Origin of the sequence: Paenibacillus alginolyticus DSM 5050 = NBRC 15375, from assembly GCF_000422905.1 — a bacterium.
In the GTDB taxonomy this organism is placed as follows: domain Bacteria; phylum Bacillota; class Bacilli; order Paenibacillales; family NBRC-103111; genus Paenibacillus_E; species Paenibacillus_E alginolyticus.
On the sequence record NZ_KE383953.1, the window covers coordinates 1 to 19787 of the forward strand.

Genomic DNA, 19787 nt, shown 5'->3' on the forward strand with positions numbered 1-19787 from the left:
ATTCGGATCAAGGCTTCCAATATACGTCTCAGGCGTACAACACGCGATTAGAAGCATTCGGCGTTAAAGGCAGCCACTCTCGCAAAGCAACCTGCCTGGATAACGCATGCATCGAATCCTTTTTTTCGCATCTCAAGTCAGAGAAGTTGTATCTCAAACAGTGTAAATCAGGAACTGAAATTCATCAAGCGGTGGAAGATTATATTTATTTTTATAACTACCAACGGTTTCAAACCAAACTTAAAAAGCGCGCCCCGATTGAATATCGGTGCGCGCTAGCAGCATAGCTTTTTTCATCTGTCTACTTGACAGGGGTAAGACCAAAAAGCGGAATGGCTTTTTTCATTTAATGGAGCAAATGCTTATGCGCACTATAGTCAATTTGCTGCTTTTCGAGGAAGCTAGTCAAGCTCTTATAGTCGCGCCGCGGTGTTGCGAGAATGTAACCTTGAATACAGTGGTCACGCGTTACTTCACTTGCATGAGCCTCTAAGGCAACCTGTCCAATGCGAGCTGCAATGGAATGCTTGGCAATATCTCTAAAGGCAGTCGGCACAGGGGATACCAATTGATCAAGAAATGCTTTAGAATCCTCTGTCCATAAGTGCCGCGAACTATCCACGTAGTGATTTTGCCAATCCAGCTTCGATTTGCCATCTTCTTTGGGCAGCACCTTTAGGAACTTCCGAAACATGAAATAACCGCCAATGGACATGAACAAAAGCAGGACACATACCCAGAAAATGATGAACCACATGAAAAAATCATTAGCCATTTATTTGTCACCTCACTAGCCTACATCCATATATCTTAAGAATTATACCTTATTTCTAGATTTCTTGCGACAATCCTAGTAAAATAGAAAGGTAGTAGACGTAACTACTTTGGTCTTCCATACCTATGTAGTTGCGTAGTAGACACACAAAAAGGAGTTAACCACTATGCCCAAAATTGGCTCACACGTTTCGTTCTCAGATAAAGGCTTGTTAAATGCAGCAGAAGAGGCAGTCACATACGGTTCTTCCACATTTATGATATACACAGGTGCCCCACAAAATACGCGTCGTAAACCGATTGAAGAGCAATTTATCGAAGAAGGCAAAGCTGTGATGGAGAAGCATGCGATGAACGAAATCGTCGTACATGCTCCCTACATTATTAATCTAGGTTCTTATAAAGAAGATACCTTTGAGTTAGCCGTGCGTTTTCTTCAGGAAGAAATTCGTCGGACAGACTATATTGGCGTTCGCAATATCGTTCTTCATCCGGGGGCTTACACGGACAAGGATGCGGAGTATGGCATTGCCAGAATCGCGGAAGGTCTGAATGAAGTGCTTGCAGGCGTTAAAGATACGAATGTGAACATCGCGCTGGAAACAATGGCTGGCAAAGGGACGGAGATTGGCCGAAGCTTTGAGGAATTAGCTGAAATTATGGAACAAGTTGAGTTTAACAACAAATTATCCGTTTGTCTGGACACTTGCCATATTCATGACGCCGGGTATGATATTGTGAACGACCTTGATGGCGTTCTGCATCATTTTGATAAAGTAATCGGATTAGAGAAGCTGGGTGTTATTCACTTGAATGACAGCAAAAATCCTCGCGGAGCCAGCAAGGACCGTCATGCGCCGCTTGGTTCAGGATGGATTGGCTTTGAGGCAATGAATAACGTTGCCAACCATGAGAAGCTGCAGCATTTGCCTATGATTCTTGAGACTCCTTGGATCGGTAAAGCAGATAAAACGCAGCGTCCGATGTACGAAGCCGAAATAGCATTGCTGTCAGGTAATCTTAATGGACGTTTTGGCGGCGAATTCTTGGATCATGTAGAGCGAATTGACTTTTTGTTAGGCAAAAAAGAGATTCATTACCGTGATTTCGTTCTGAATACATGGGAATTGTTGAAAAATGATGCCAAGGCAAAGAAAGCGGACGGACGTGAGCCGCTGGAGCGTTTGTATGATATTTTACACGAAGAAAATCTCTTCTCTGATCTTAGTGAGGAGCAGATTAATCAACGATTAATCGTTTGGCTCGCTGGTAAAGATATACTCAAGAAAGCTTAATATAGATGACAGCAAACTAAAAAGAAAGCTTTCTTACAGAAAGTTAAAGCTATTAGGGGGATTAACATGGAACAGGGAAGTACAATTAACTCATTGCGCAGGGAGAGCGTAATGGTGAATAGGGCTAGAATGTTGATCTCTTGTCCGGATCAGCCGGGAATCGTCGCGGCGGTCTCGCAATTTTTGTTTGAATATGGTGCGAATATCGTGCAATCCGATCAATACACAATGGATCCTGAAGGCGGCATGTTTTTCATCCGCATTGAGTTCGATTTAACGGAGCTTGGGCGCCGGGTTGATCAATTAAGAAAGGATTTCTCTGTCGTTGCGGACAAGTTCTCCATGGATTGGAGTCTTTCACTTGCCAGCCAGAAGAAACGCATCGCTATCTTCGTGTCGAAGGAAGATCATGCTTTGCTTGAGCTGCTTTGGCACTGGCGCGCGGGAGACCTCAACGCAGATATCGCGATGGTAATTAGTAACCATCCGGACATGCAATCTCTGGTCGAGCCTTTTGGAATTCCCTATTACCATATTCCAGTTACCGCGGATACGAAGGCGGAAGCCGAGCGTCGTCAGCTTGAAGTCGTTGGAGACAATGTTGATGCGATCGTGCTGGCTCGCTATATGCAGATCGTTTCTCCTTCTTTTATTAAACACTACGCTAACCGCATTATTAATATCCATCACTCCTTCTTGCCTGCCTTTGTTGGCGGGAAGCCTTATGCGCAAGCCCATAACCGTGGGGTGAAAATCATCGGCGCTACCGCACATTATGTGACCGATGAATTAGATGGCGGCCCGATTATTGAACAGGATGTTCAAAGGGTAAGCCACCGTGATAACGTCGAAGATTTGAAAAGAATCGGTCGACATATTGAACGGATCGTCCTTGCTAGAGCGGTAGCTTGGCATGTAGAAGATCGAATTATTGTGCATAATAACAAGACAGTAGTATTTAATTAGGTTAGATTAGGCTGTGTCCATTACTGGATGCAGCCTATTTGCTTGTGACCGCTTAGGCTGATGATGTTTTAGCGGGTTATTGTGGCAAAGCCTTAAAGCAAATGGTACAATAATGCAAGCGAGAATAGTCACTTGTATGTACAAGTCATTGATTGACGAAAATACAGAAATATAGGAGGGAATTTTCGAATGACAGTAACAAACAAAACAATTGAACAATTAGCGGTCGACACGATCCGTACTTTGGGTATCGACGCCGTTGAGAAAGCCAAATCAGGTCACCCAGGTATGGTCATGGGGGCTGCGCCAATGGCTTACGTGCTGTGGAAACAGCATATGAAGCACAATCCATCTAATCCTAAATGGGTCAATCGTGACCGCTTCGTGCTTTCAGCCGGCCACGGATCCATGCTGCTATACAGCCTGCTTCACCTTTGCGGATATGATCTGCCAATGGAAGAGATCAAGAACTTCCGCCAATGGGGAAGCAAGACCCCAGGACATCCGGAATACGGTCATACAGCAGGTGTTGACGCAACTACGGGTCCACTTGGACAAGGTATTGGTATGGCTGTTGGTATGGCCATGGCTGAAGCTCACCTGAGAGAGACTTATAATAAAGAGAATTTCCCTGTAATCGACCACTATACATACGCAATCTGTGGTGATGGCGATATGATGGAAGGCGTTTCATCAGAAGCCGTTTCCTTGGCAGCTCATCTTAAATTGGGCAAATTAATCATGCTGTACGATTCCAATGATATCTCGCTGGATGGCGAGCTTAATATGGCATTTTCCGAGAACGTTCAGAAGCGTTTCGAAGCTTACGGCTGGCAAGTGCTGCGCGTAGAAGAGCAAAATGATCTTGCGGCGATTTCCAAAGCCATTGCTGAAGCGAAAGCTGATGGGGCGCGCCCAACATTGATTGAAGTGAAAACGACAATCGGTTTCGGCAGCCCGAACAAAGGCGGCAAAGGCGGCCACGTTGGACCTCACGGATCTCCGCTTGGCGGCGAAGAAGTGAAGCTGACGAAGCAAGCTTACGGCTGGCCTGAGGAGCCGGACTTCTTAGTTCCGGACGAAGTTAGAGCGCACTATGCAGAAATTCAAAAAGAAGGCGCTGCAGCTGAACAAGCTTGGAGCAACCTGTTGAATGACTACATCAAAGCATACCCGGAATTGGGTAAACAGTTCAGCGCGGCTGTGAGCAATGAATTGCCAGCTGGCTGGGATTCAGATCTTCCGGTTTACAGCACGTCAGACAAGCCTATGGCGACTCGTGTTGCTTCCGGTAATGCAATCAACGCGATTGCACCTAAATTGCCGCAATTGATCGGCGGTTCTGCGGATCTAGCAAGCTCGAACAACACCATGATCAAAGGCGAATCCAATTACAGTGCCAGCAACTACGCAGGTCGCAACGTATGGTTTGGTGTTCGTGAATTCGGTATGGGTACAGCGATGAACGGTATGGCTCTGCATGGCGGAGTTAAAATATACGGGGCTACCTTCTTCGTATTCTCCGATTACCTGCGCGCATCGATTCGTCTTGCAGCTCTTATGCAGCTTCCGGTGATCTACGTTCTAACACATGACAGCATCGCTGTTGGTGAAGATGGACCGACACATGAACCGGTTGAACAATTGCCTGCGCTTCGCGTCATTCCGGGCATCACCGTTATTCGCCCTGCTGATGGGAACGAAACATCGGAAGCATGGCGTTATGCGATTTCTGGGGCTAAAGGGCCAGTTGCGCTCGTATTGACTCGTCAAAACCTGCCGATCCTTGAAGGAACTGTCCAAGGCGCAAAAGAAAACCTAAGCAAAGGCGGATACGTTGTATCCGACGCTACAAATGGCAAGCCAGTTGCACAAATTCTGGCAACAGGCTCCGAAGTACAATTGGCTGTCGCGGCGCAAAAGCTTCTTGAAGCCGATGGCATTAACGTTCGTGTCGTAAGCTTGCCAAGCTTGGAGCTGTTCGAGAAACAGTCCCAAGAATACAAAGACTCCGTCATTCTGCCGGAAGTGAAGAAGCGTCTAGCTGTAGAGATGGCTTACCCGCTTGGTTGGGAACGTTATGTTGGCGACCAAGGCTCCATCCTCGGCATCACTACATTTGGAGCATCCGCACCAGGGGATTTGGTTCTCAAAGAGTACGGATTCTACCCAGAGAACGTAGCAGCTAGAGTGAAAGCTCTATTGTCTTAATGAATTGAAAGCAGCCACAGCCCACCTCTCGTGGGCTTGGCATTTATTTTAGAGGGGGAACCAATGACCATGTCTAGCTTTGAAAATGTAACCGTATTAACGAAAGCCAACGTTTATTTCGACGGTAAAGTGACTAGCCGCACCGTTCAATTCGCCGATGGCACCAAAAAAACACTCGGCATTTTGCTGCCGGGCGAGTACGAATTCGGAACCGATGTAAAAGAAATCATGGAAATCCAAGCTGGTGAGCTGAACGTATTGCTTCCAGGCAGCAGCGAATGGATTACCATCAGTGGGCAAGGTGAATTCACAGTTCCCGCCAATGCAAAATTCAAGCTTGAAGTGAAAACAGTTAGCGATTATATTTGCTCTTATATTCATGAGTAAAATATGGGGGGGCTAACCTCCCGACAAAGAATCCCATACATCTATTGGACAAAATGTTCAATGGATGTATGGGATTTTTTTGTAAAATAGCAAGGCGGATAAAGGTTAAGATGTGCTGCTTCTAATAATACCTTCGCTATCTCCAACGTCATTGTCATGAGCCTCGTCACGCCTACTCGGGCTACTACGTCAGTTTCAAAATTTCGGAAAGCCTTTGAATAAAGGTCGAATTTTCTTCTTCTGTTCCCACTGAAACGCGAATATGGTGAGGAAGCTTCCATAGTCCTCCGTAACGAACAATGATTCCTTTCGTCAACAATTGCTCGTAAATAGATTTGGCATCCGGACCAAGTTCAACTAGTACAAAGTTACTCATGCTTTCAATAAAGGGGAGACGAAGTTCTCGGAATGAAAGGTATAGCTGATTCTTGCCTTGTCTATTTATTTGTAATGACAAGTGTACGTGTTCAACATCATGAAGAGCAGCTGCCGCGGCGGCCTGAGCCAATGTATTAACATTAAAAGGTTCCTTGACCTTGAGAATTTGCTGGATGATGGACTCTGGAGCTGCTCCAAACCCAACTCTCAGTCCTGCCAAACCGTATATTTTGGAGAAAGTCTGAAGGACAACAATCGGATATCCGGCACGAACAAATTCTAATCCATCTGTGTAGTCGTCAGCATCAGCATATTGACTGTATGCTGCATCAAACAGCACAAGAATATGTTTGGGCAGCACGTCTAGCAGATGATGCAAGACGGATTTTGATAAATAGGTGCCGGTTGGGTTGTTAGGCGAACAGATGCAAATCATCTTGGTTTGTTCAGTAACCGCGTTTACTATGGCATCAATATCAAACGAATATATCTCCCCAAGTGGTACGGTAACGATATTCGCGCCCATAAGATGCGCTCCGAATTCATATTCGCTAAATGACGGTGAGGGTACGATGATTTCATCGCCAGGCTCCAGAAAGGCCTCCGATACAAGTGTGATCAATTCATCCCCGCCATTACTGATGATGAAATTATCCGCTCCCATGCCGAGTTTCACGGCAATTAGCTGTCGCAGGTTCGAGGTACTTGAATCGGGATAGCGGTGAATGTCCGATAAAGAACACACAATGGCTTCCAATGCTTTGGGGGAAGGTCCCAATGGATTCTCATTTGAGGCCAACTTGACGACTTTGGATAAACCCTGCTCGCTTTGAAGCTCCCAAATGGGCTTTCCCGGGGGATAGGGGGTAATGTTTTGAAGTGTCTTTCGTGCTTGGACTTCAATGATTTCAGACATAACAAATCTCCTCCTTTATAAATTCCTTTGACAACGCCTGCTTATTTGTAATGTAAGTCCTCCTAGCTGCAAAGTAACCATCCAATCCGTGTTCTTTCTACCAATCCAGTTAATATGAGCTTTGTTGATATTTAATGGTTGGCGACAAAAGAAACGAAATGGATGGTTACGCATGAACATTAATCTATTACGATCAATTTGAAACAAGACATTTGTGCAATCCGTCATTTATCAAGATTTTGGTTACTAGAGTCGATAGGGAGTTGAACAAGATGAATGTAGTAAACCTTCGCGAGATTATAGCTGCAGGTGCTTTCGCAGTAGGCATGGGCGGTAATCTGGTGAATAAGCAGTGGATTGAAGCAGGAAATTATATAGCAATAACCAAACTGGCACGTGAATGTGTCGAAGCGGTTACGGAATAGCTTTATTTATGAAGATATTTAAGGGTTAAGCACCAACTATGACCAACCCGTTCGTTGAAAGGAAAGAACACTATGGATCATCAGAAGACACCGTTGTTTACGGCATTAGTGCAGCACGCAGCAAGCGACCCGCTGCCTTTTCATATTCCAGGTCATAAAAAAGGGAAAGGAATGGACCCCGAATTTCGGGCCTTTGTAGGAGATAACGCTTTATCGATTGATCTTATCAATATAGTTCCGCTTGATGATTTGCATCAGCCGTCAGGCGTGATTCGCGAAGCTGAACAGCTCGCGGCAGATGCATTTGGCGCAGACTATACGTTGTTTTCCATACAAGGCACAACAGGGGCTATCATGACCATGATCATGTCGGTCTGTTCACCTGGAGACAAAATCATAATACCTCGAAATGCTCATAAATCCATTTTGTCGGCCGTTATTTTTGCAGGAGCCATCCCTGTATGGGTTTCGCCGGAAAAGGATGACAGACTTGGTATCGAGCATGGAGTGACAACAAAATCGGTGTTGCAAGCGTTGGAGCAGAATTCGGATGTGAAAGCCGTTCTTATTATCAATCCGACCTATTATGGAACAAGCATCGATTTGCTTGAAATGGTCGAACTTGTTCACAGCTATGGAATCCCTGTTCTTGTGGACGAAGCACACGGCACGCTTATCCACTTTCATGAGGATCTTCCCCTATCGGCGATGCAGGCGGGTGCAGATATGGCGGCAACTAGCGTTCATAAGCTTGGCGGTTCGCTGACTCAGAGCTCGATTTTAAATGTGAAGGGCAATCGGGTAAGTATAGAGAGGATTCGTACTCTAATGAGTATGCTGACGACAACCTCGACATCATATTTGCTGCTTGCTTCCTTGGATACGGCCCGAAGGCAATTGGCTGTGAATGGGCAAACGCTTGCCGAGAAAACGATAAGCTTAGCCCAGTATGCCCGTCGCCAGATCAATGAGATTCCAGGGTTCTACTGCTATGGAGATGAGATACTCAAAGCAAGAGGTGTTTTCCATTATGATCCTACGAAGCTCTGTATTCATCTTGGGCAGCTGGGCATCTCCGGATATGAGGCTGAACAATGGCTGCGGGCCAATGACAGGATTGAGGTCGAGCTTAGCGATCTTACCAATATTTTGTGTCTAATCACGTTGGGAGACTCAGAGCAGGAAGTGAACCTGCTGCTTCACGCGTTGTGGCGAATGTCCGCCGCCTTCAACCCAAAAGAGGAGGACCAAGACCTCGTTCCACCGATGGTTCCTGAGGCAACGCGATTTGTATTGTCACCCAGAGATGCTTTCTATGCGGATACAGAAAAAGCTTTCTTTCAGCAATCTTGTGGACGAGTGATCGCAGAATTCATTTATGTGTATCCCCCGGGTATTCCCATATTAATGCCGGGACAGATGATATCCCAGGAAATCATTGACTATATCAAGCTGCATCTGGAAGCAGGTCTCCCCGTTAAAGGACCGGAGGACCCAAGTATTCAAAAAATTAGGGTCGTGGTCACTACACAGCAGGAGATACTTTCGCAAACAAGCAGATATGTAATCCCCGATTAAGAAGTGTTATTGTATGAACTTTTGGGAAGCACCACGAAACATAAAAAACTTTTCCTTACTACTCTTCATTTCTAATTGAAGAGTTTTTATATGTCTAAACCTTGTCGTATTTGTAGCATTTCATTGAACATGGTCGGTTGGATATCTTGGCCAACGGTTGGTGACACATCCAGCTCTCTCTTATAAAGTGAAACATGATTCAAGTCAGAATGTAAGTTGATAGGAGCTGAGAAATATGAATGTACACAAAATGCTTCGATGGATGGGACTATTTTACATGCTGGTAATTCTGGTATTAATAACCACAGGGTGCGCAGAAAACATCGTTGTGCTGAATCCCAAAGGACCCATTGCTGAACAACAACGGGATTTAATGCTTATTTCAACCTTATTGTGCTGCATCGTTATTGTGCCTGTTTTAATTCTTACGGCATTCATTATTTGGCGTTACCGCGATAAGAAAGGAAGGAATGCCAAATACACGCCAACTTGGGAGCACAGTACCAAACTGGAGACTATCTGGTGGGGAATTCCGATCATCGTTATTTTAACGCTGGCGGTGATTACGGTACAGGCTACCTATGCCCTTGAGCCGTCCAAGCCTTTGGAGTCAGAACAAAAAGCCATGACTATTCAGGTGACTTCATTGGATTGGAAATGGTTGTTCCAATACCCGGAGCAGGGGATTGCAACAGTGAATGAACTGAAAATCCCGGAGGGGGTTCCCATCCGATTTGAGATCACAGCGGATTCTCCAATGAACTCCTTCTGGATTCCACAGCTTGGCGGTCAGATGTACGCGATGTCCGGAATGGCCATGACGCTATATTTACAAGCCAATGAGCCGGGGAAGTACTGGGGATCAGGCGCAAATTTTACGGGAAAAGATTTTGCCAAGATGTATTTTAACGTAGAGTCTACCACGCAGGAGGATTTTGACCAATGGGTAAAAAAAGTGAAAGCTGCTTCACCTGAGCTAACGCTGGATGGCTATAAAAAGTTGGCAGAGCCGGCAGCGTCAGAAGTGAAGTCATTTTCCGCTTTTCCAGAAGGGTTGTTTGAGATGACGGTCACCAAGTATGCTTCATCGCATAATCATGGCTTGTCGTGGAAAGACATTCAAAAGATTCAGATTGAAAAATAACAGGCTTGGAATTGAGTAGTAAGGAGAGAGTTGCCATGTGGGAGAAAGTAAAAAGCTTCGCAGCGGATTTTTTTGTTACAGGAGATCCGTTAATTTATGGGGCGGATGTCAGTATTGCTCTGACCATCGTTCTGGTGGTATTCGTGTTAACTTATTTCAAGAAATGGACATGGCTGTGGCGTGAATGGCTAACCAGTCTCGATCATAAAAAGATCGGTATTATGTATATCATCTCTGCCTTTCTGATGCTGTTTCGAGGTGGAGTGGATGCACTCCTCATGAGGGCTCAACTAGTTGTGCCTGAGTTCGACTTCTTGGCTCCGGATCATTACAATCAGATTTTTACGACGCATGGTGTCATTATGATTTTATTTATGGCCATGCCGTTTATGTTCGGTTTGTTTAACGTCATGGTACCTTTGCAGATCGGGGCGAGAGATGTGGCGTTTCCGTTTCTCAATTCGCTAAGCTTCTGGCTATTCTTCTCAGGGGCGATGTTGTTCAACATGTCCTTTGTGATCGGCGGTTCTCCGGATGCAGGCTGGTTGGCGTATCCGCCTTATTCGGGGCTTATGCATAATCCGGGTCCCGGGCAGGACTTTTATATTTGGGGGATTCAGATTTCGGGGATCGGCAGCTTGATGACCGGGATCAACTTCATCGTCACGATTCTGAAAATGCGTGCGCCTGGTATGAAGCTGATGAAAATGCCCATGTTCCCATGGTCTGTGTTATCGAGTTGTATCGCCATTATCTTTTCATTTCCGATTTTGACGGGAACACTGGCGCTCCTCTTTTTGGATCGTTACGCAGGCGCACATTTCTTCACCTTGGATGGCGGCGGTAATCCGATGATGTATATAAATCTGATTTGGATGTGGGGGCATCCCGAGGTCTATATTATCGTGCTGCCCGCTTTTGGTATTTTTTCAGAAATTGTAGCTACCTTTTCGAAGAAAAAGCTATTCGGTTATAAATCAATGGTATATGCCATGATGATTATCAGTATTTTGTCATTCCTCGTGTGGGCGCATCATTTCTTTACAATGGGTTCCGGTGCAGACGTGAATGCTTTCTTTGCTCTGACCACCATGTTGATTGCGATCCCTACAGGCGCGAAGGTTTTCAATTGGTTGTTTACGATGTTCCGGGGGAAAATCACGTTCGAAACACCAATGCTTTGGACAATTGGGTTTATTCCTTGCTTTGTCACGGGCGGGTTGACGGGAGTGCTGCTGTCGGTAGCTCCTGCTGATTTTCAGTTTCATAACAGCTATTTCCTAGTTGCTCATTTTCATCATGTCATTATTGGCGGTGTCGTATTTGGTTATTTCGCCGGCCTGTATTATTGGTGGCCTAAACTCTTTGGCTTCAAGCTGAATGAGCGCATTGGCAAATGGGCGTTCTGGTTCTGGAATATTGGTTTCTATTTGTGCTTCATGCCGCAATATGTGCTTGGTCTCATGGGTATGACACGGCGGGTAGCGACCTATGGATGGGATAAGGGTTGGTGGGAAATGAATCTGGTCTCCACCATCGGTGCAAGCTTAATGGGTGTGGCTTTTCTGTTCCAGGTTTGGCAAATTGCACATAGCGTTAAACACCATCGAAGCAATAGGGACATAACGGGTGATCCGTGGAATGGCCGCACGCTGGAATGGTCGATCCCATCTCCTGCACCGCACTATAATTTTGCAACGTTACCTCAAGTTTCTGAGCAGGATGAATGGTGGGAGGAAAAGCTGCGAAGAGAAAACGGACAGCAGTCTCCGACTTCTGTAAAGCTGGAGCCGATCCATATGCCCAAAGATTCCGCCATACCCATTATTATGTCAGCTTTTTGGTTTATGACCGGTTTTGGGTTCGTGTTTCATTGGCTTTGGTTAACGATACCGGGATTGGTCGGCGTAGCGGTGTGTATGATTGTCCACTCCTTCAATTATGATACCGATTATTACATCCCAGTGGATGAAATTGAACGAACAGAAGCTGTGATAAGAAAGGTGACAAGCTAATGGCGCAATCAAATGTCTCGGGGCAGGCGTATCCACCCGAATCGCATTCGGAGCATCATGCTCATCCGGATATGGAGGAAATGCGAACGTTCGGATTCTGGATCTATCTGATGACCGATGTTATTTTATTCGGAACTTTTTTTGCAACTTATATTGTGCTTCGGGGGAATACCAACGGCGGTCCGGGGCCAGCCGAGCTGTTCGAGATTGGCGGAGTGATCGCGAGTACGTTCATTTTGCTCACAAGCAGCTATACATGCGGGTTGGCGCTATTGGCCATGAATAGAGGGAAACGACAAGCCCTGATCGGCTGGCTGGGTATTACCGTATTGCTCGGCGCAATCTTCATCGGGCTAGAAATCAACGAGTTTATTCATCTGGTGCATGAAGGCGCTACAATGGGTTCAAGTGCCTTTTTATCGGCATTTTATACGCTGGTGGGTACTCATGGCCTGCATGTACTGGTTGGATTGGTCTGGATGGTTGGTGTGATGATTCAGCTATCTAGGAAGGGCATCACGCCTGTAACTAAGCGTAAAGTCAATGTGATCAGCTTGTTCTGGCATTTCCTTGATGTGGTCTGGATTTTCGTGTTCACGGTTGTTTATTTAATGGGGGTGAGCTAGATGGCGCAGGTTGAATCGGTCCATACGACAGCGGAAGTGCACGGTTCGTTCAAAACGTATACGATTGGCTTTCTATGCTCCATCGTTCTAACGATGATTCCAATCGCCATTGTGATGAATGGCTGGCTAGAGGGAGTAAGCAATGCGGTTGTGCTGATGACGGCAGCCGTTCTGCAATTGGCTGTACAGCTGATCTTTTTCATGCATCTGCGTGAGGAGAAGAAACCTCGTTATAACCTGTTCTCCTTGCTTCTCGGTTTGGTTATTCTGTTGGTTATCGTCGCCGGCTCGATGTGGATCATGCTGTACAATATGGTGGCTTTATGAGCCGTACAGGTTTATTCGCTGACTGGATTCAGTTAACGAAGCCGAGAATCCTTCAACTGAATCTCTTTGCCGCATTTGGAGGCTATTGGCTTGCCTCCAAATGGATGGTGGAGTGGAGCTTATTGGTATGGACGCTGCTTGGAACGGCCTTAACGATGGCGGCTTCATGTGTGTTTAATAATATTTGGGATTACAAGCTTGACCAGAAGATGAATCGAACCAAAGAGCGGCCTCTTGCAACCGGCAGACTGAAGACAAGAGACGTAGTCATCTATGCTCTGACACTTGGGATAGCTGGAGAAGCCATCTTGTTTTGGAAAGTAAATGTGTTGTGCGGCTGGTTAGGACTGATCGGGATGTTCGTCTACATCGTTATTTATACGATGTGGCTGAAGCGAACTTCGACTTGGAGCACATCCATTGGAGGGATGTCTGGCGCCATACCACCAGTGATCGGTTATTGTGCCTATACAAATGAGGTTGATACGGGCGCTCTGCTCTTGTTTTCATTATTGTTTCTATGGCAGCCTGCTCACTTCTGGTCACTTGCCATTCGGCGCGTTGAGGAGTATAGAGCAGCAGGCTTTCCGCTTCTGCCGGTCCTTAAAGGGATAGGACGCACCAAGCTGCAAATGATCCCCTATGTTGCGCTGTTATTTCCGACTGTTATCCTTTTATATATGTATGATTATACCGGGGCAGTTTTCCTAATTGTGTCTTTGTTGGCAAGCATCGTTTGGTTATGGCATACGCTGCGGGGAAGAACAACGATGGATACTGAACGCTGGGCCAAAACGAATTTTTTGATTTCGGTGAATTACTTGATGGTGGTGTTTTTCCTTATGATCCTAGATACGCCGGGCCGACCATTCTAACTGAAAGCAGGAGGATATTTAAAAATGAAGAGATCGTTGCTTCTGTTGGGGTTAGCAGTTGCTAGCCTCTTGCTGATCGCAGGTTGTTCAAGCCCTCCATCTGAGTCTAATGAAGTTGCCGATTTGGTACATGTTGTGATCATATCATCTCCTGAAACGATTCAACTAGGTCAGCCTGTTCAAATAGAAGCACATGTTACACAAGGCTCCAAGCCAGTAGAAGATGCCCAAGAAGTGGAAATTGAAATTTGGAAAGAAGGCAATAACAAGCATGAGAAAATCAAAGTGGCTCATGACCGAGGGGGAATTTATCCCATCAGCCGAACATTTTCTGAAGAAGGGGTTTATTATGTCATTGCCCATGTAACTGCCAGAGATATGCATGTCATGCCCAAAAAGGAACTGGTCGTTGGAGCTGTTAAGTCGAAATGACAAATGAGTCTGATTAAGGATTCCAAACTGTTGGAGAGGCAGGGGAATGCTTTGAGTGGAAAAGGTTGTTTACTTTTTATGATGATTATTTTTCTTTTATCCGCATGCAGTCAAGGAAATAATGATCGATTAATGGTTTCGAGCTCAGCCACACCTGAAGATGCCGAAGCAGTTGCACTGTATAAAAAGCGATGTATTTCCTGTCACGGTGTTGATTTAAGCGGTAAAGTAGGTCCAAGCTTGCAGAAGATTGGCATCAGGCTATCAGACCAGCAGTTGATGGATATCGTGCATGATGGAGGAAGGGGCATGCCTTCGTTCAAAAAGATATTAAGTGCCGAGGAAATTGGGGTTTTGGCGCAATGGCTTGCGAAAAACTGATATAGACAAAAGAAGGTGTTGCAGGTGAAGAAAGCAGTTATGTGCTCCTTAATAAATTTGGCGATATTGTTTCTTGTAACAGCATGCGGCAGCGGCAAGCCTAATCAGCTTCATATTCCGGTCCAGCCCTTTGAGTATACCAATCAGGATGAGAAACCGGTCGGACTATCAGATTTAAAAGAAAAGGTGTGGATTGCAAATTTTGTTTTTACCCATTGTGCTACCGTATGTCCAACCATGACGGCCAATATGGCTAATCTTCAAGAACGATTAAAAGAGGCCGGAGCGAAGGTGGAATTGGTTTCCTTCTCTGTTGATCCGGAGCAGGACGACCCGGCGGCTTTAAAAAGCTATCTGCAAAAATTTGATGCCGACTTTACGAACTGGCATGCGTTAACCGGCTACGATTTTGATGTAATCAAAACATTTGTTTTACGTTCATTTAAATCGCCTATTGCTAAGGATACCAGCTCCGATCAAGTCATTCACGGCACTTCTTTTTATCTGGTGGATCAATCAGGAATAGTCGTAGCCAAGTATGACGGAATGCTGGATGTTCCATACGACAAAATCATAAAAGATGTAAAGGTTTTGCAGCAATAGGGAATTCTATCGTTATCGAAACAAAGGGTTGTCCCATCTATCGTAAACTACACGATTCATGGGACAACCCTAATTTTAATTAAGCAGCCAATTAGAAGATTACAATACGCTTCGAAGAGCGGCTGCAAATTTGGCGATTCCCGGACCAATTTCTTCTGCACTTGGTCTTGCAAAAGTAAATCGCACATAACCGGAGTCTGAACCGTAGACGCTGCCGGGTACCATAATAACGCCCCTTCGGATGGCTTCTTCCAACAGCTTGTTATCATTCACCTCAGGGATAATTTTGCACCATAGGTGCAAGCCTCCTTGAGGAATCGCAAAGCTGACCAGGTCCGGCAATTCTTTATGGAGTGCCTCAATCAACAAATCCCGTTTATAGAGCAGATGCATCCTCAAACGCTCCAAATGAGGCTGGAAATAGGGAGACTTTAAGAACTGCGAAGCAACCTTCTGGGGAACGACACTAAGTCCGAAATCCATCTGTTGTCGGGCATCGGCCAGCCTCTCTACTACGGCATGGGGAGCGACCATCCACCCAACACGCAGCCCTGACGCCGCGATTTTGGATAAAGAGCCGATATAAAGGACCGAGCCAATAGGATCAATGGATTTGAGCGGCATCGGTGGAGTCCCGTCATAAGCTGTCAGGCTAAAGGGATCATCCTCTACAATGGGAAGGCCTAGTTCACTTGCAACATCAAGCAATTCAATACGACGTTCATCATCCAGTACATGGCCAGTTGGGTTTTGATAATTTGGGTTAATAAATACCATCTTAATCCGGTGTTTCTTGTAAAGTGATCGAATATCCTCGGGTCGGACCCCTTTATCATCGACTGGAAGACGGAACAATCGAAGACCGGCTGATTGAAACATTGGCAATGAGTAGTAATAAGAAGGATCTTCAATGGCAACTGCATCACCGGGAGACAGCAAACATTGTGTAATTAAATACAGAGATTGCTGGGAACCCGATGTAATGAGAATTGAAGCATCGGTTGTTTGAATCCCCCGATATTGTTTTAAATACGAAACCAGCGATTCTCTGAGCGGGTTGTACCCTTGTGGATTGTCGTAACCCAAATAGGAGGTGTAATGTTTTTCGCTCATGAGATGATTGATTTCTTCAACAGGAGCCAGATCCCCCGCCAGTTCTCCACTGGCATAATCAATCAATGCTGGATTTTGCCTAAGAGCCTCCCGAATACGCCTCAAAAATGGCAAATTAGGCAAGAAGCTCCCGCCTTCTGTGTACCGATGCCAGTTAGGGGTATGCCTTGGCGTAGCTCCCCATTTATATTTACTAACTCGCGTTCCGCTTCCGGACCGGCTCTCTATAATTCCAAGTGAACGAAGCTCCGCATAAGCTAGGATTACAGTGCTGCGGTTCACTCCCAATTGCTCGGCTAATTTTCTTTCAGACGGAAGCAGGCTTCCCGGTGGAAACTCGCCGTAAGAGATCCTTTGTTCGATATCGTCAGCAATTTGTTGATATAAAGTTCGACCGCTTAAACGATCGGGTTTCCACATGATCTACACCTCTACCTGTTTATATATAGTATGAAATACTATTGTAATTTTTATCATAACATTTGATAAGGCCATAACCAGCTTCAACTTTCAACATAAAAATGACAAATGTCTATCGATCTGTTGACTTGAATGGGATACATGACCTTAAATTGATGGATATAATTGATTGCGTTTTGGATTATGAAATGAAAAAAGCGAATTAGGAATAAATGGATATGATTACCGGGTTTCAGAGCGGTTGGAACCCCACATTCATCCCTCCCCACGATCAAAAGTATGGGTTTACACCAAGGACGCCGCGAGGCGTTTTTCTTAATTCGTCTCTATTCGGAAGACCAACTGTATAATGATCGGATATCCATCTGCAGCACCTCTTCGATGTCGCTCATGCGGATCCATAATTGCTGGATGTTAGGAAGGTCATGTAGTAGCGCAAGATGTCGCTGTTTAATTCTAGATAGACTGATGCCAATGCAATCAGGATGCGCTGGATTGACGATGAGGTCCTCGAGTAACACAGTTATTCCTACCTCTAAATCGGGGATTTCTTCCATTCTGAGCTGCTGAAAAGGAGCTCTTATCGGCACGTATAGGGAAGTTTTGCTAAAGTCTAGTTCAATAGGCCGAAAGCGCAGCGCCATGAGGAATGGCTGGATGCGCTCTTCATGGAAGTCATAAAAAACAGTAAGCTTAGCCATCAGGGGGCGCCCCTTTTTGCTTCAGATGTTCCAGCTTGTCCATGATAAGGCGAGTTTCATCGGACCAATTGGCTGGATTGTATTTGGTGGCTTGGGTTTGTGTAAATAACTGGTATTCATGATCCAAAATGCCTTGCAGGACGCGCCGTTGAATTTGTTCTATACGCGCTGCTGCAAGCCGATGGGTTACTTGAAATTCATCGGAAAGCAGGGCTATCATTTCGTTTTTTTGCTCGGGCAGAGGCAGTTTCTTAAGCATAGAAATGGGCAGTGCCGCGTAGAGCTGGAAAGCCGATGCGTCCTGCTCCTGCCAATCGACATAGCGACCTGGCATGATCATTTGGTTGCCGGAATGGCGAAGCACATGACAAAGCTCATGGAGGAAGTCTTCCCACTGCTCTTTGGCAGATAATCGACGGTCTACGTTGATGCTGAATTGTCCGTTATTCTCCACAGCCATGCTGTTCATATCCATCGCATAAACCCAAATATGCAATTTAGCAGCCAAATTGGTCATGCTAAGCTGGACTGGCTCTGTGATTTCATGTTGGAGATATAAAGCCTCGACCCATTGTTCCAGAGGGGTGGTTTGGTAGTGAGTGAACAGGACAAACACCTCGCTATAGGAATGTATGTTCGTTTATTTAAGGTAAAGAAAAGCCCATTAGGGCTTGGCTTTATGTAAAAGGATAAGTTTTCAAGTTGGCACTTAAGCCACTGTTATTGTTGACTGTCTGGATTGCGACCCTGCTGCTGCTCTTTGATGAAGTTCCAGAAGCGGAGCATTTCGTTTCGCTTTTCTTTAGGCGCGTTTTGGAAATCTTTAAAAAATAAACTGACCTCAGGATCATCGATTTCTGCAGCTTGGATCGGGTCAGAGGGTCCTTCGAGGGCCTCTTCGTCTGTCGGAGCAAACCCGGCAAGCAGTAGAAGATCATCCTTCTCCGAGCTGGAAAGTGCATCGGCTAAGGCGATAACCGTTTCTCTGGATGGATTGAAGCGGTTATTTTCTATGGAGTGTATAAATGAATAACTGACACCGGATCGTTCACCGAGCTCTCTAAGTGAGAAATGGTTCATCTTACGCAGATCCCGAATTCGAATGCCAAATTGCACCATATCTTTCATCGCTTCATCACCTCTCTCTATTGTAAATGGTTGTGGATATAAAAAACAAGAGGAACAAATAAAAATGTTTAGAATTTCAAAACATTTGTGTTGAATTTTAAAACGAGAAGAGCTATGATTTGTTTAGAATTTCAAAACATTAACTTTTAGGAGATGATTGACAGATGGTGGGACGAATTTTACATATAGAGCAAGAGCAAATTGATCGGCGGGCAACGCGCAAGCGGGTGGAAGATGTGCTTGAAACGGTTAGGATGTACAGGTTGATGGGGGCTTTGCGGAGAGAGAGCGGAGCGATTTTGGAAATGGAAAATCCTACTGAGCACAAGACTGAGACTGAGGATCTGATGGTAAAGTTGAATTCAGAGTGTGAACATGCCCTATCCATCTTAGAAGTAGACGAACAGGAAATTATTCGCAAACGTTATTTGCAAAAAGATAAGCAATTCGATTTCATGCTGTTTCATGAATTGAATATGAGTGAGCGCACGTATCGCAGGGTAAAGGCAAAGGCAATCGCAAAACTGGCGTATATGCTGCGGTTGGAAGTATCTCAGTGACGTGCCTGTTGGAGTATTTCGATAGCTAATAACAGATGGAAATAAAGAAGCTGTTCAAGATGAGAATTAGTTGGCCGATTGTTGGCGTTTTACCCAAATATTGGTGTGGTAAGATCGTAGTGTAGAGTAAAGAGGGAGGTGATTATGCTGAACAGGATGCAAGGGATAATGTCCGGATCGAGCAGATCTGTGAGGACTGCTTAGGGGACGAATGGAAGGAGTGAAACGAGTGGTAGTTAGTTCTATTAGGCAGTGTATGTTTTAAAAAGAAAAAAATGTTTTGAATTTCAAAACATTTATGGACTCAGACTTCACTTACCGACTCACCCATCACCGAAATCACCCAATCACTTACTCACTCACCCTTAAGGATTTTTAGTAAATGGGAATGCTGGAGTGAAATGCTGTAACGATGTTTTACATTGTTACTTAAGGCTCCGGCGGTAAGATCGGCGCTGAGACGATGTAAAACATGCTTACCGATGAGACAAAGAGGCGGAAACGACTGGATGGTGAGCTGTAACGATGTTTT

General features: G+C 45.3%; 22 protein-coding genes. 16 read left to right on the forward strand and 6 right to left on the reverse strand.

The features are described 5' to 3' along the window. The coding region (locus tag G519_RS0140745; RefSeq protein WP_029196541.1) for an IS3 family transposase at positions 1-287 on the forward strand (287 nt) is incomplete at its 5' end. 59 nt (positions 288-346) lie between these two features. Here the strand turns inward: G519_RS0140745 and G519_RS0140750 are convergent. Continuing rightward, positions 347-775 (reverse strand): DUF2621 domain-containing protein, encoded by a 429-nt coding sequence (locus tag G519_RS0140750; RefSeq protein ID WP_029199423.1) that lies wholly within the window; start codon positions 773-775, stop codon positions 347-349. Positions 776-941: 166 nt separating this feature from the next. Here G519_RS0140750 and G519_RS0140755 point away from each other — a divergent pair, with 166 nt between their 5' ends. The 4 genes from G519_RS0140755 to ppnP all read left to right on the forward strand — a co-directional run bounded on the left by G519_RS0140755 (position 942) and on the right by ppnP (position 5633). After that, positions 942-2069 carry a deoxyribonuclease IV gene (locus G519_RS0140755; RefSeq protein WP_029199424.1) on the forward strand — a complete coding sequence of 376 codons (1128 nt, stop codon included), beginning with the start codon at positions 942-944 and terminating at the stop codon, positions 2067-2069. A 66-nt stretch (positions 2070-2135) separates the two neighbouring features. Beyond that, entirely contained in the window at positions 2136-3035 is a 900-nt protein-coding gene (gene purU, locus G519_RS0140760) for a formyltetrahydrofolate deformylase (protein ID WP_051254220.1), read from the forward strand. 189 nt (positions 3036-3224) lie between these two features. Next, on the forward strand, positions 3225-5246 hold the full coding sequence (gene tkt / locus G519_RS0140765) for a transketolase (protein WP_029199426.1): 2022 nt from the start codon (positions 3225-3227) through the stop codon (positions 5244-5246). Between the two features lie 69 nt (positions 5247-5315). Further along, positions 5316-5633: a pyrimidine/purine nucleoside phosphorylase gene (gene ppnP, locus G519_RS0140770; protein ID WP_029199427.1), complete on the forward strand. Its 318-nt coding sequence runs from the start codon at positions 5316-5318 to the stop codon at positions 5631-5633. Positions 5634-5817: 184 nt separating this feature from the next. Here ppnP and hisC read toward each other — a convergent pair whose 3' ends face one another. Beyond that, positions 5818-6927, reverse strand: a complete 1110-nt coding sequence (hisC, locus tag G519_RS0140775) for a histidinol-phosphate transaminase (RefSeq protein WP_029199428.1) — start codon at positions 6925-6927, stop codon at positions 5818-5820. A 272-nt stretch (positions 6928-7199) separates the two neighbouring features. On the opposite strand from hisC, the gene G519_RS51020 reads away from it, so the two are divergent. The 10 genes from G519_RS51020 (at position 7200) to G519_RS0140825 (ending at position 15333) form a co-directional block, all read left to right on the forward strand. Further along, positions 7200-7352 (forward strand): beta/alpha barrel domain-containing protein, encoded by a 153-nt coding sequence (locus tag G519_RS51020; protein WP_154669681.1) that lies wholly within the window; start codon positions 7200-7202, stop codon positions 7350-7352. A gap of 72 nt (positions 7353-7424) precedes the next feature. Further along, a complete protein-coding gene (locus G519_RS47085) occupies positions 7425-8930 on the forward strand; it encodes an aminotransferase class I/II-fold pyridoxal phosphate-dependent enzyme (protein WP_036635923.1) in 1506 nt (501 codons plus the stop codon). Positions 8931-9165: 235 nt separating this feature from the next. Beyond that, positions 9166-10074, forward strand: coding sequence for a ubiquinol oxidase subunit II (gene cyoA, locus G519_RS0140790; protein ID WP_029199429.1), 909 nt, complete (start codon positions 9166-9168; stop codon positions 10072-10074). 35 nt (positions 10075-10109) lie between these two features. Further along, a complete protein-coding gene (locus G519_RS0140795; protein WP_029199430.1) occupies positions 10110-12089 on the forward strand; it encodes a cbb3-type cytochrome c oxidase subunit I in 1980 nt (659 codons plus the stop codon). Then, positions 12089-12715, forward strand: a complete 627-nt coding sequence (gene cyoC / locus G519_RS0140800; RefSeq protein WP_029199431.1) for a cytochrome o ubiquinol oxidase subunit III — start codon at positions 12089-12091, stop codon at positions 12713-12715. Before G519_RS0140795 ends, cyoC begins: the two co-directional genes overlap by 1 nt. Continuing rightward, the gene (gene cyoD, locus G519_RS0140805; protein ID WP_029199432.1) at positions 12716-13042 is read left to right on the forward strand and encodes a cytochrome o ubiquinol oxidase subunit IV; all 327 of its coding nucleotides are present in this window, start codon (positions 12716-12718) and stop codon (positions 13040-13042) included. Next, positions 13039-13917 (forward strand): heme o synthase, encoded by an 879-nt coding sequence (cyoE, locus tag G519_RS0140810; RefSeq protein WP_029199433.1) that lies wholly within the window; start codon positions 13039-13041, stop codon positions 13915-13917. Before cyoD ends, cyoE begins: the two co-directional genes overlap by 4 nt. Positions 13918-13941: 24 nt before the next feature. Continuing rightward, positions 13942-14349, forward strand: coding sequence for a FixH family protein (locus tag G519_RS47090; RefSeq protein WP_051254222.1), 408 nt, complete (start codon positions 13942-13944; stop codon positions 14347-14349). Between the two features lie 78 nt (positions 14350-14427). After that, positions 14428-14730: a c-type cytochrome gene (locus tag G519_RS0140820; protein WP_036635930.1), complete on the forward strand. Its 303-nt coding sequence runs from the start codon at positions 14428-14430 to the stop codon at positions 14728-14730. 24 nt (positions 14731-14754) lie between these two features. Then, entirely contained in the window at positions 14755-15333 is a 579-nt protein-coding gene (locus G519_RS0140825) for an SCO family protein (RefSeq protein ID WP_029199435.1), read from the forward strand. Positions 15334-15432: 99 nt separating this feature from the next. On the opposite strand, the gene pdxR is transcribed toward G519_RS0140825, so the two are convergent. From pdxR to G519_RS0140845, 4 genes are all read right to left on the reverse strand, one after another. Next, complete coding sequence (pdxR, locus tag G519_RS0140830) at positions 15433-16866, reverse strand: MocR-like pyridoxine biosynthesis transcription factor PdxR (RefSeq protein ID WP_029199436.1); 1434 nt, start codon at positions 16864-16866, stop codon at positions 15433-15435. A gap of 326 nt (positions 16867-17192) precedes the next feature. Further along, positions 17193-17567 carry a hypothetical protein gene (locus G519_RS47095; protein WP_051254224.1) on the reverse strand — a complete coding sequence of 125 codons (375 nt, stop codon included), beginning with the start codon at positions 17565-17567 and terminating at the stop codon, positions 17193-17195. After that, on the reverse strand, positions 17560-18075 hold the full coding sequence (locus G519_RS47100) for an ImmA/IrrE family metallo-endopeptidase (protein WP_161632993.1): 516 nt from the start codon (positions 18073-18075) through the stop codon (positions 17560-17562). Before G519_RS47100 ends, G519_RS47095 begins: the two co-directional genes overlap by 8 nt. A gap of 212 nt (positions 18076-18287) precedes the next feature. Beyond that, positions 18288-18695, reverse strand: coding sequence for a helix-turn-helix domain-containing protein (locus G519_RS0140845; RefSeq protein WP_029199437.1), 408 nt, complete (start codon positions 18693-18695; stop codon positions 18288-18290). Positions 18696-18859: 164 nt separating this feature from the next. Here G519_RS0140845 and G519_RS0140850 point away from each other — a divergent pair, with 164 nt between their 5' ends. Continuing rightward, a complete protein-coding gene (locus tag G519_RS0140850) occupies positions 18860-19255 on the forward strand; it encodes an ArpU family phage packaging/lysis transcriptional regulator (RefSeq protein WP_051254228.1) in 396 nt (131 codons plus the stop codon). Positions 19256-19787: the final 532 nt, after the last annotated feature.

Excerpts from the sequence above, each read along its gene's own strand:
- hisC (WP_029199428.1), bottom strand. The coding sequence starts at position 6,927 with ATGTCTGAAATCATTGAAGTCCAAGCACGAAAGACACTTCAAAACATT.
- G519_RS47090 (WP_051254222.1), top strand. The coding sequence starts at position 13,942 with ATGAAGAGATCGTTGCTTCTGTTGGGGTTAGCAGTTGCTAGCCTCTTG.
- G519_RS0140795 (WP_029199430.1), top strand. The coding sequence starts at position 10,110 with ATGTGGGAGAAAGTAAAAAGCTTCGCAGCGGATTTTTTTGTTACAGGA.
- tkt (WP_029199426.1), top strand. The coding sequence starts at position 3,225 with ATGACAGTAACAAACAAAACAATTGAACAATTAGCGGTCGACACGATC.
- G519_RS0140850 (WP_051254228.1), top strand. The coding sequence starts at position 18,860 with ATGGTGGGACGAATTTTACATATAGAGCAAGAGCAAATTGATCGGCGG.
- G519_RS47085 (WP_036635923.1), top strand. The coding sequence starts at position 7,425 with ATGGATCATCAGAAGACACCGTTGTTTACGGCATTAGTGCAGCACGCA.
- G519_RS0140755 (WP_029199424.1), top strand. The coding sequence starts at position 942 with ATGCCCAAAATTGGCTCACACGTTTCGTTCTCAGATAAAGGCTTGTTA.
- pdxR (WP_029199436.1), bottom strand. The coding sequence starts at position 16,866 with ATGTGGAAACCCGATCGTTTAAGCGGTCGAACTTTATATCAACAAATT.
- cyoE (WP_029199433.1), top strand. The coding sequence starts at position 13,039 with ATGAGCCGTACAGGTTTATTCGCTGACTGGATTCAGTTAACGAAGCCG.
- ppnP (WP_029199427.1), top strand. The coding sequence starts at position 5,316 with ATGTCTAGCTTTGAAAATGTAACCGTATTAACGAAAGCCAACGTTTAT.
- cyoA (WP_029199429.1), top strand. The coding sequence starts at position 9,166 with ATGAATGTACACAAAATGCTTCGATGGATGGGACTATTTTACATGCTG.
- G519_RS0140750 (WP_029199423.1), bottom strand. The coding sequence starts at position 775 with ATGGCTAATGATTTTTTCATGTGGTTCATCATTTTCTGGGTATGTGTC.
- cyoD (WP_029199432.1), top strand. The coding sequence starts at position 12,716 with ATGGCGCAGGTTGAATCGGTCCATACGACAGCGGAAGTGCACGGTTCG.
- G519_RS0140820 (WP_036635930.1), top strand. The coding sequence starts at position 14,428 with ATGATGATTATTTTTCTTTTATCCGCATGCAGTCAAGGAAATAATGAT.
- G519_RS51020 (WP_154669681.1), top strand. The coding sequence starts at position 7,200 with ATGAATGTAGTAAACCTTCGCGAGATTATAGCTGCAGGTGCTTTCGCA.
- purU (WP_051254220.1), top strand. The coding sequence starts at position 2,136 with ATGGAACAGGGAAGTACAATTAACTCATTGCGCAGGGAGAGCGTAATG.
- cyoC (WP_029199431.1), top strand. The coding sequence starts at position 12,089 with ATGGCGCAATCAAATGTCTCGGGGCAGGCGTATCCACCCGAATCGCAT.
- G519_RS47095 (WP_051254224.1), bottom strand. The coding sequence starts at position 17,567 with ATGGCTAAGCTTACTGTTTTTTATGACTTCCATGAAGAGCGCATCCAG.
- G519_RS0140845 (WP_029199437.1), bottom strand. The coding sequence starts at position 18,695 with ATGAAAGATATGGTGCAATTTGGCATTCGAATTCGGGATCTGCGTAAG.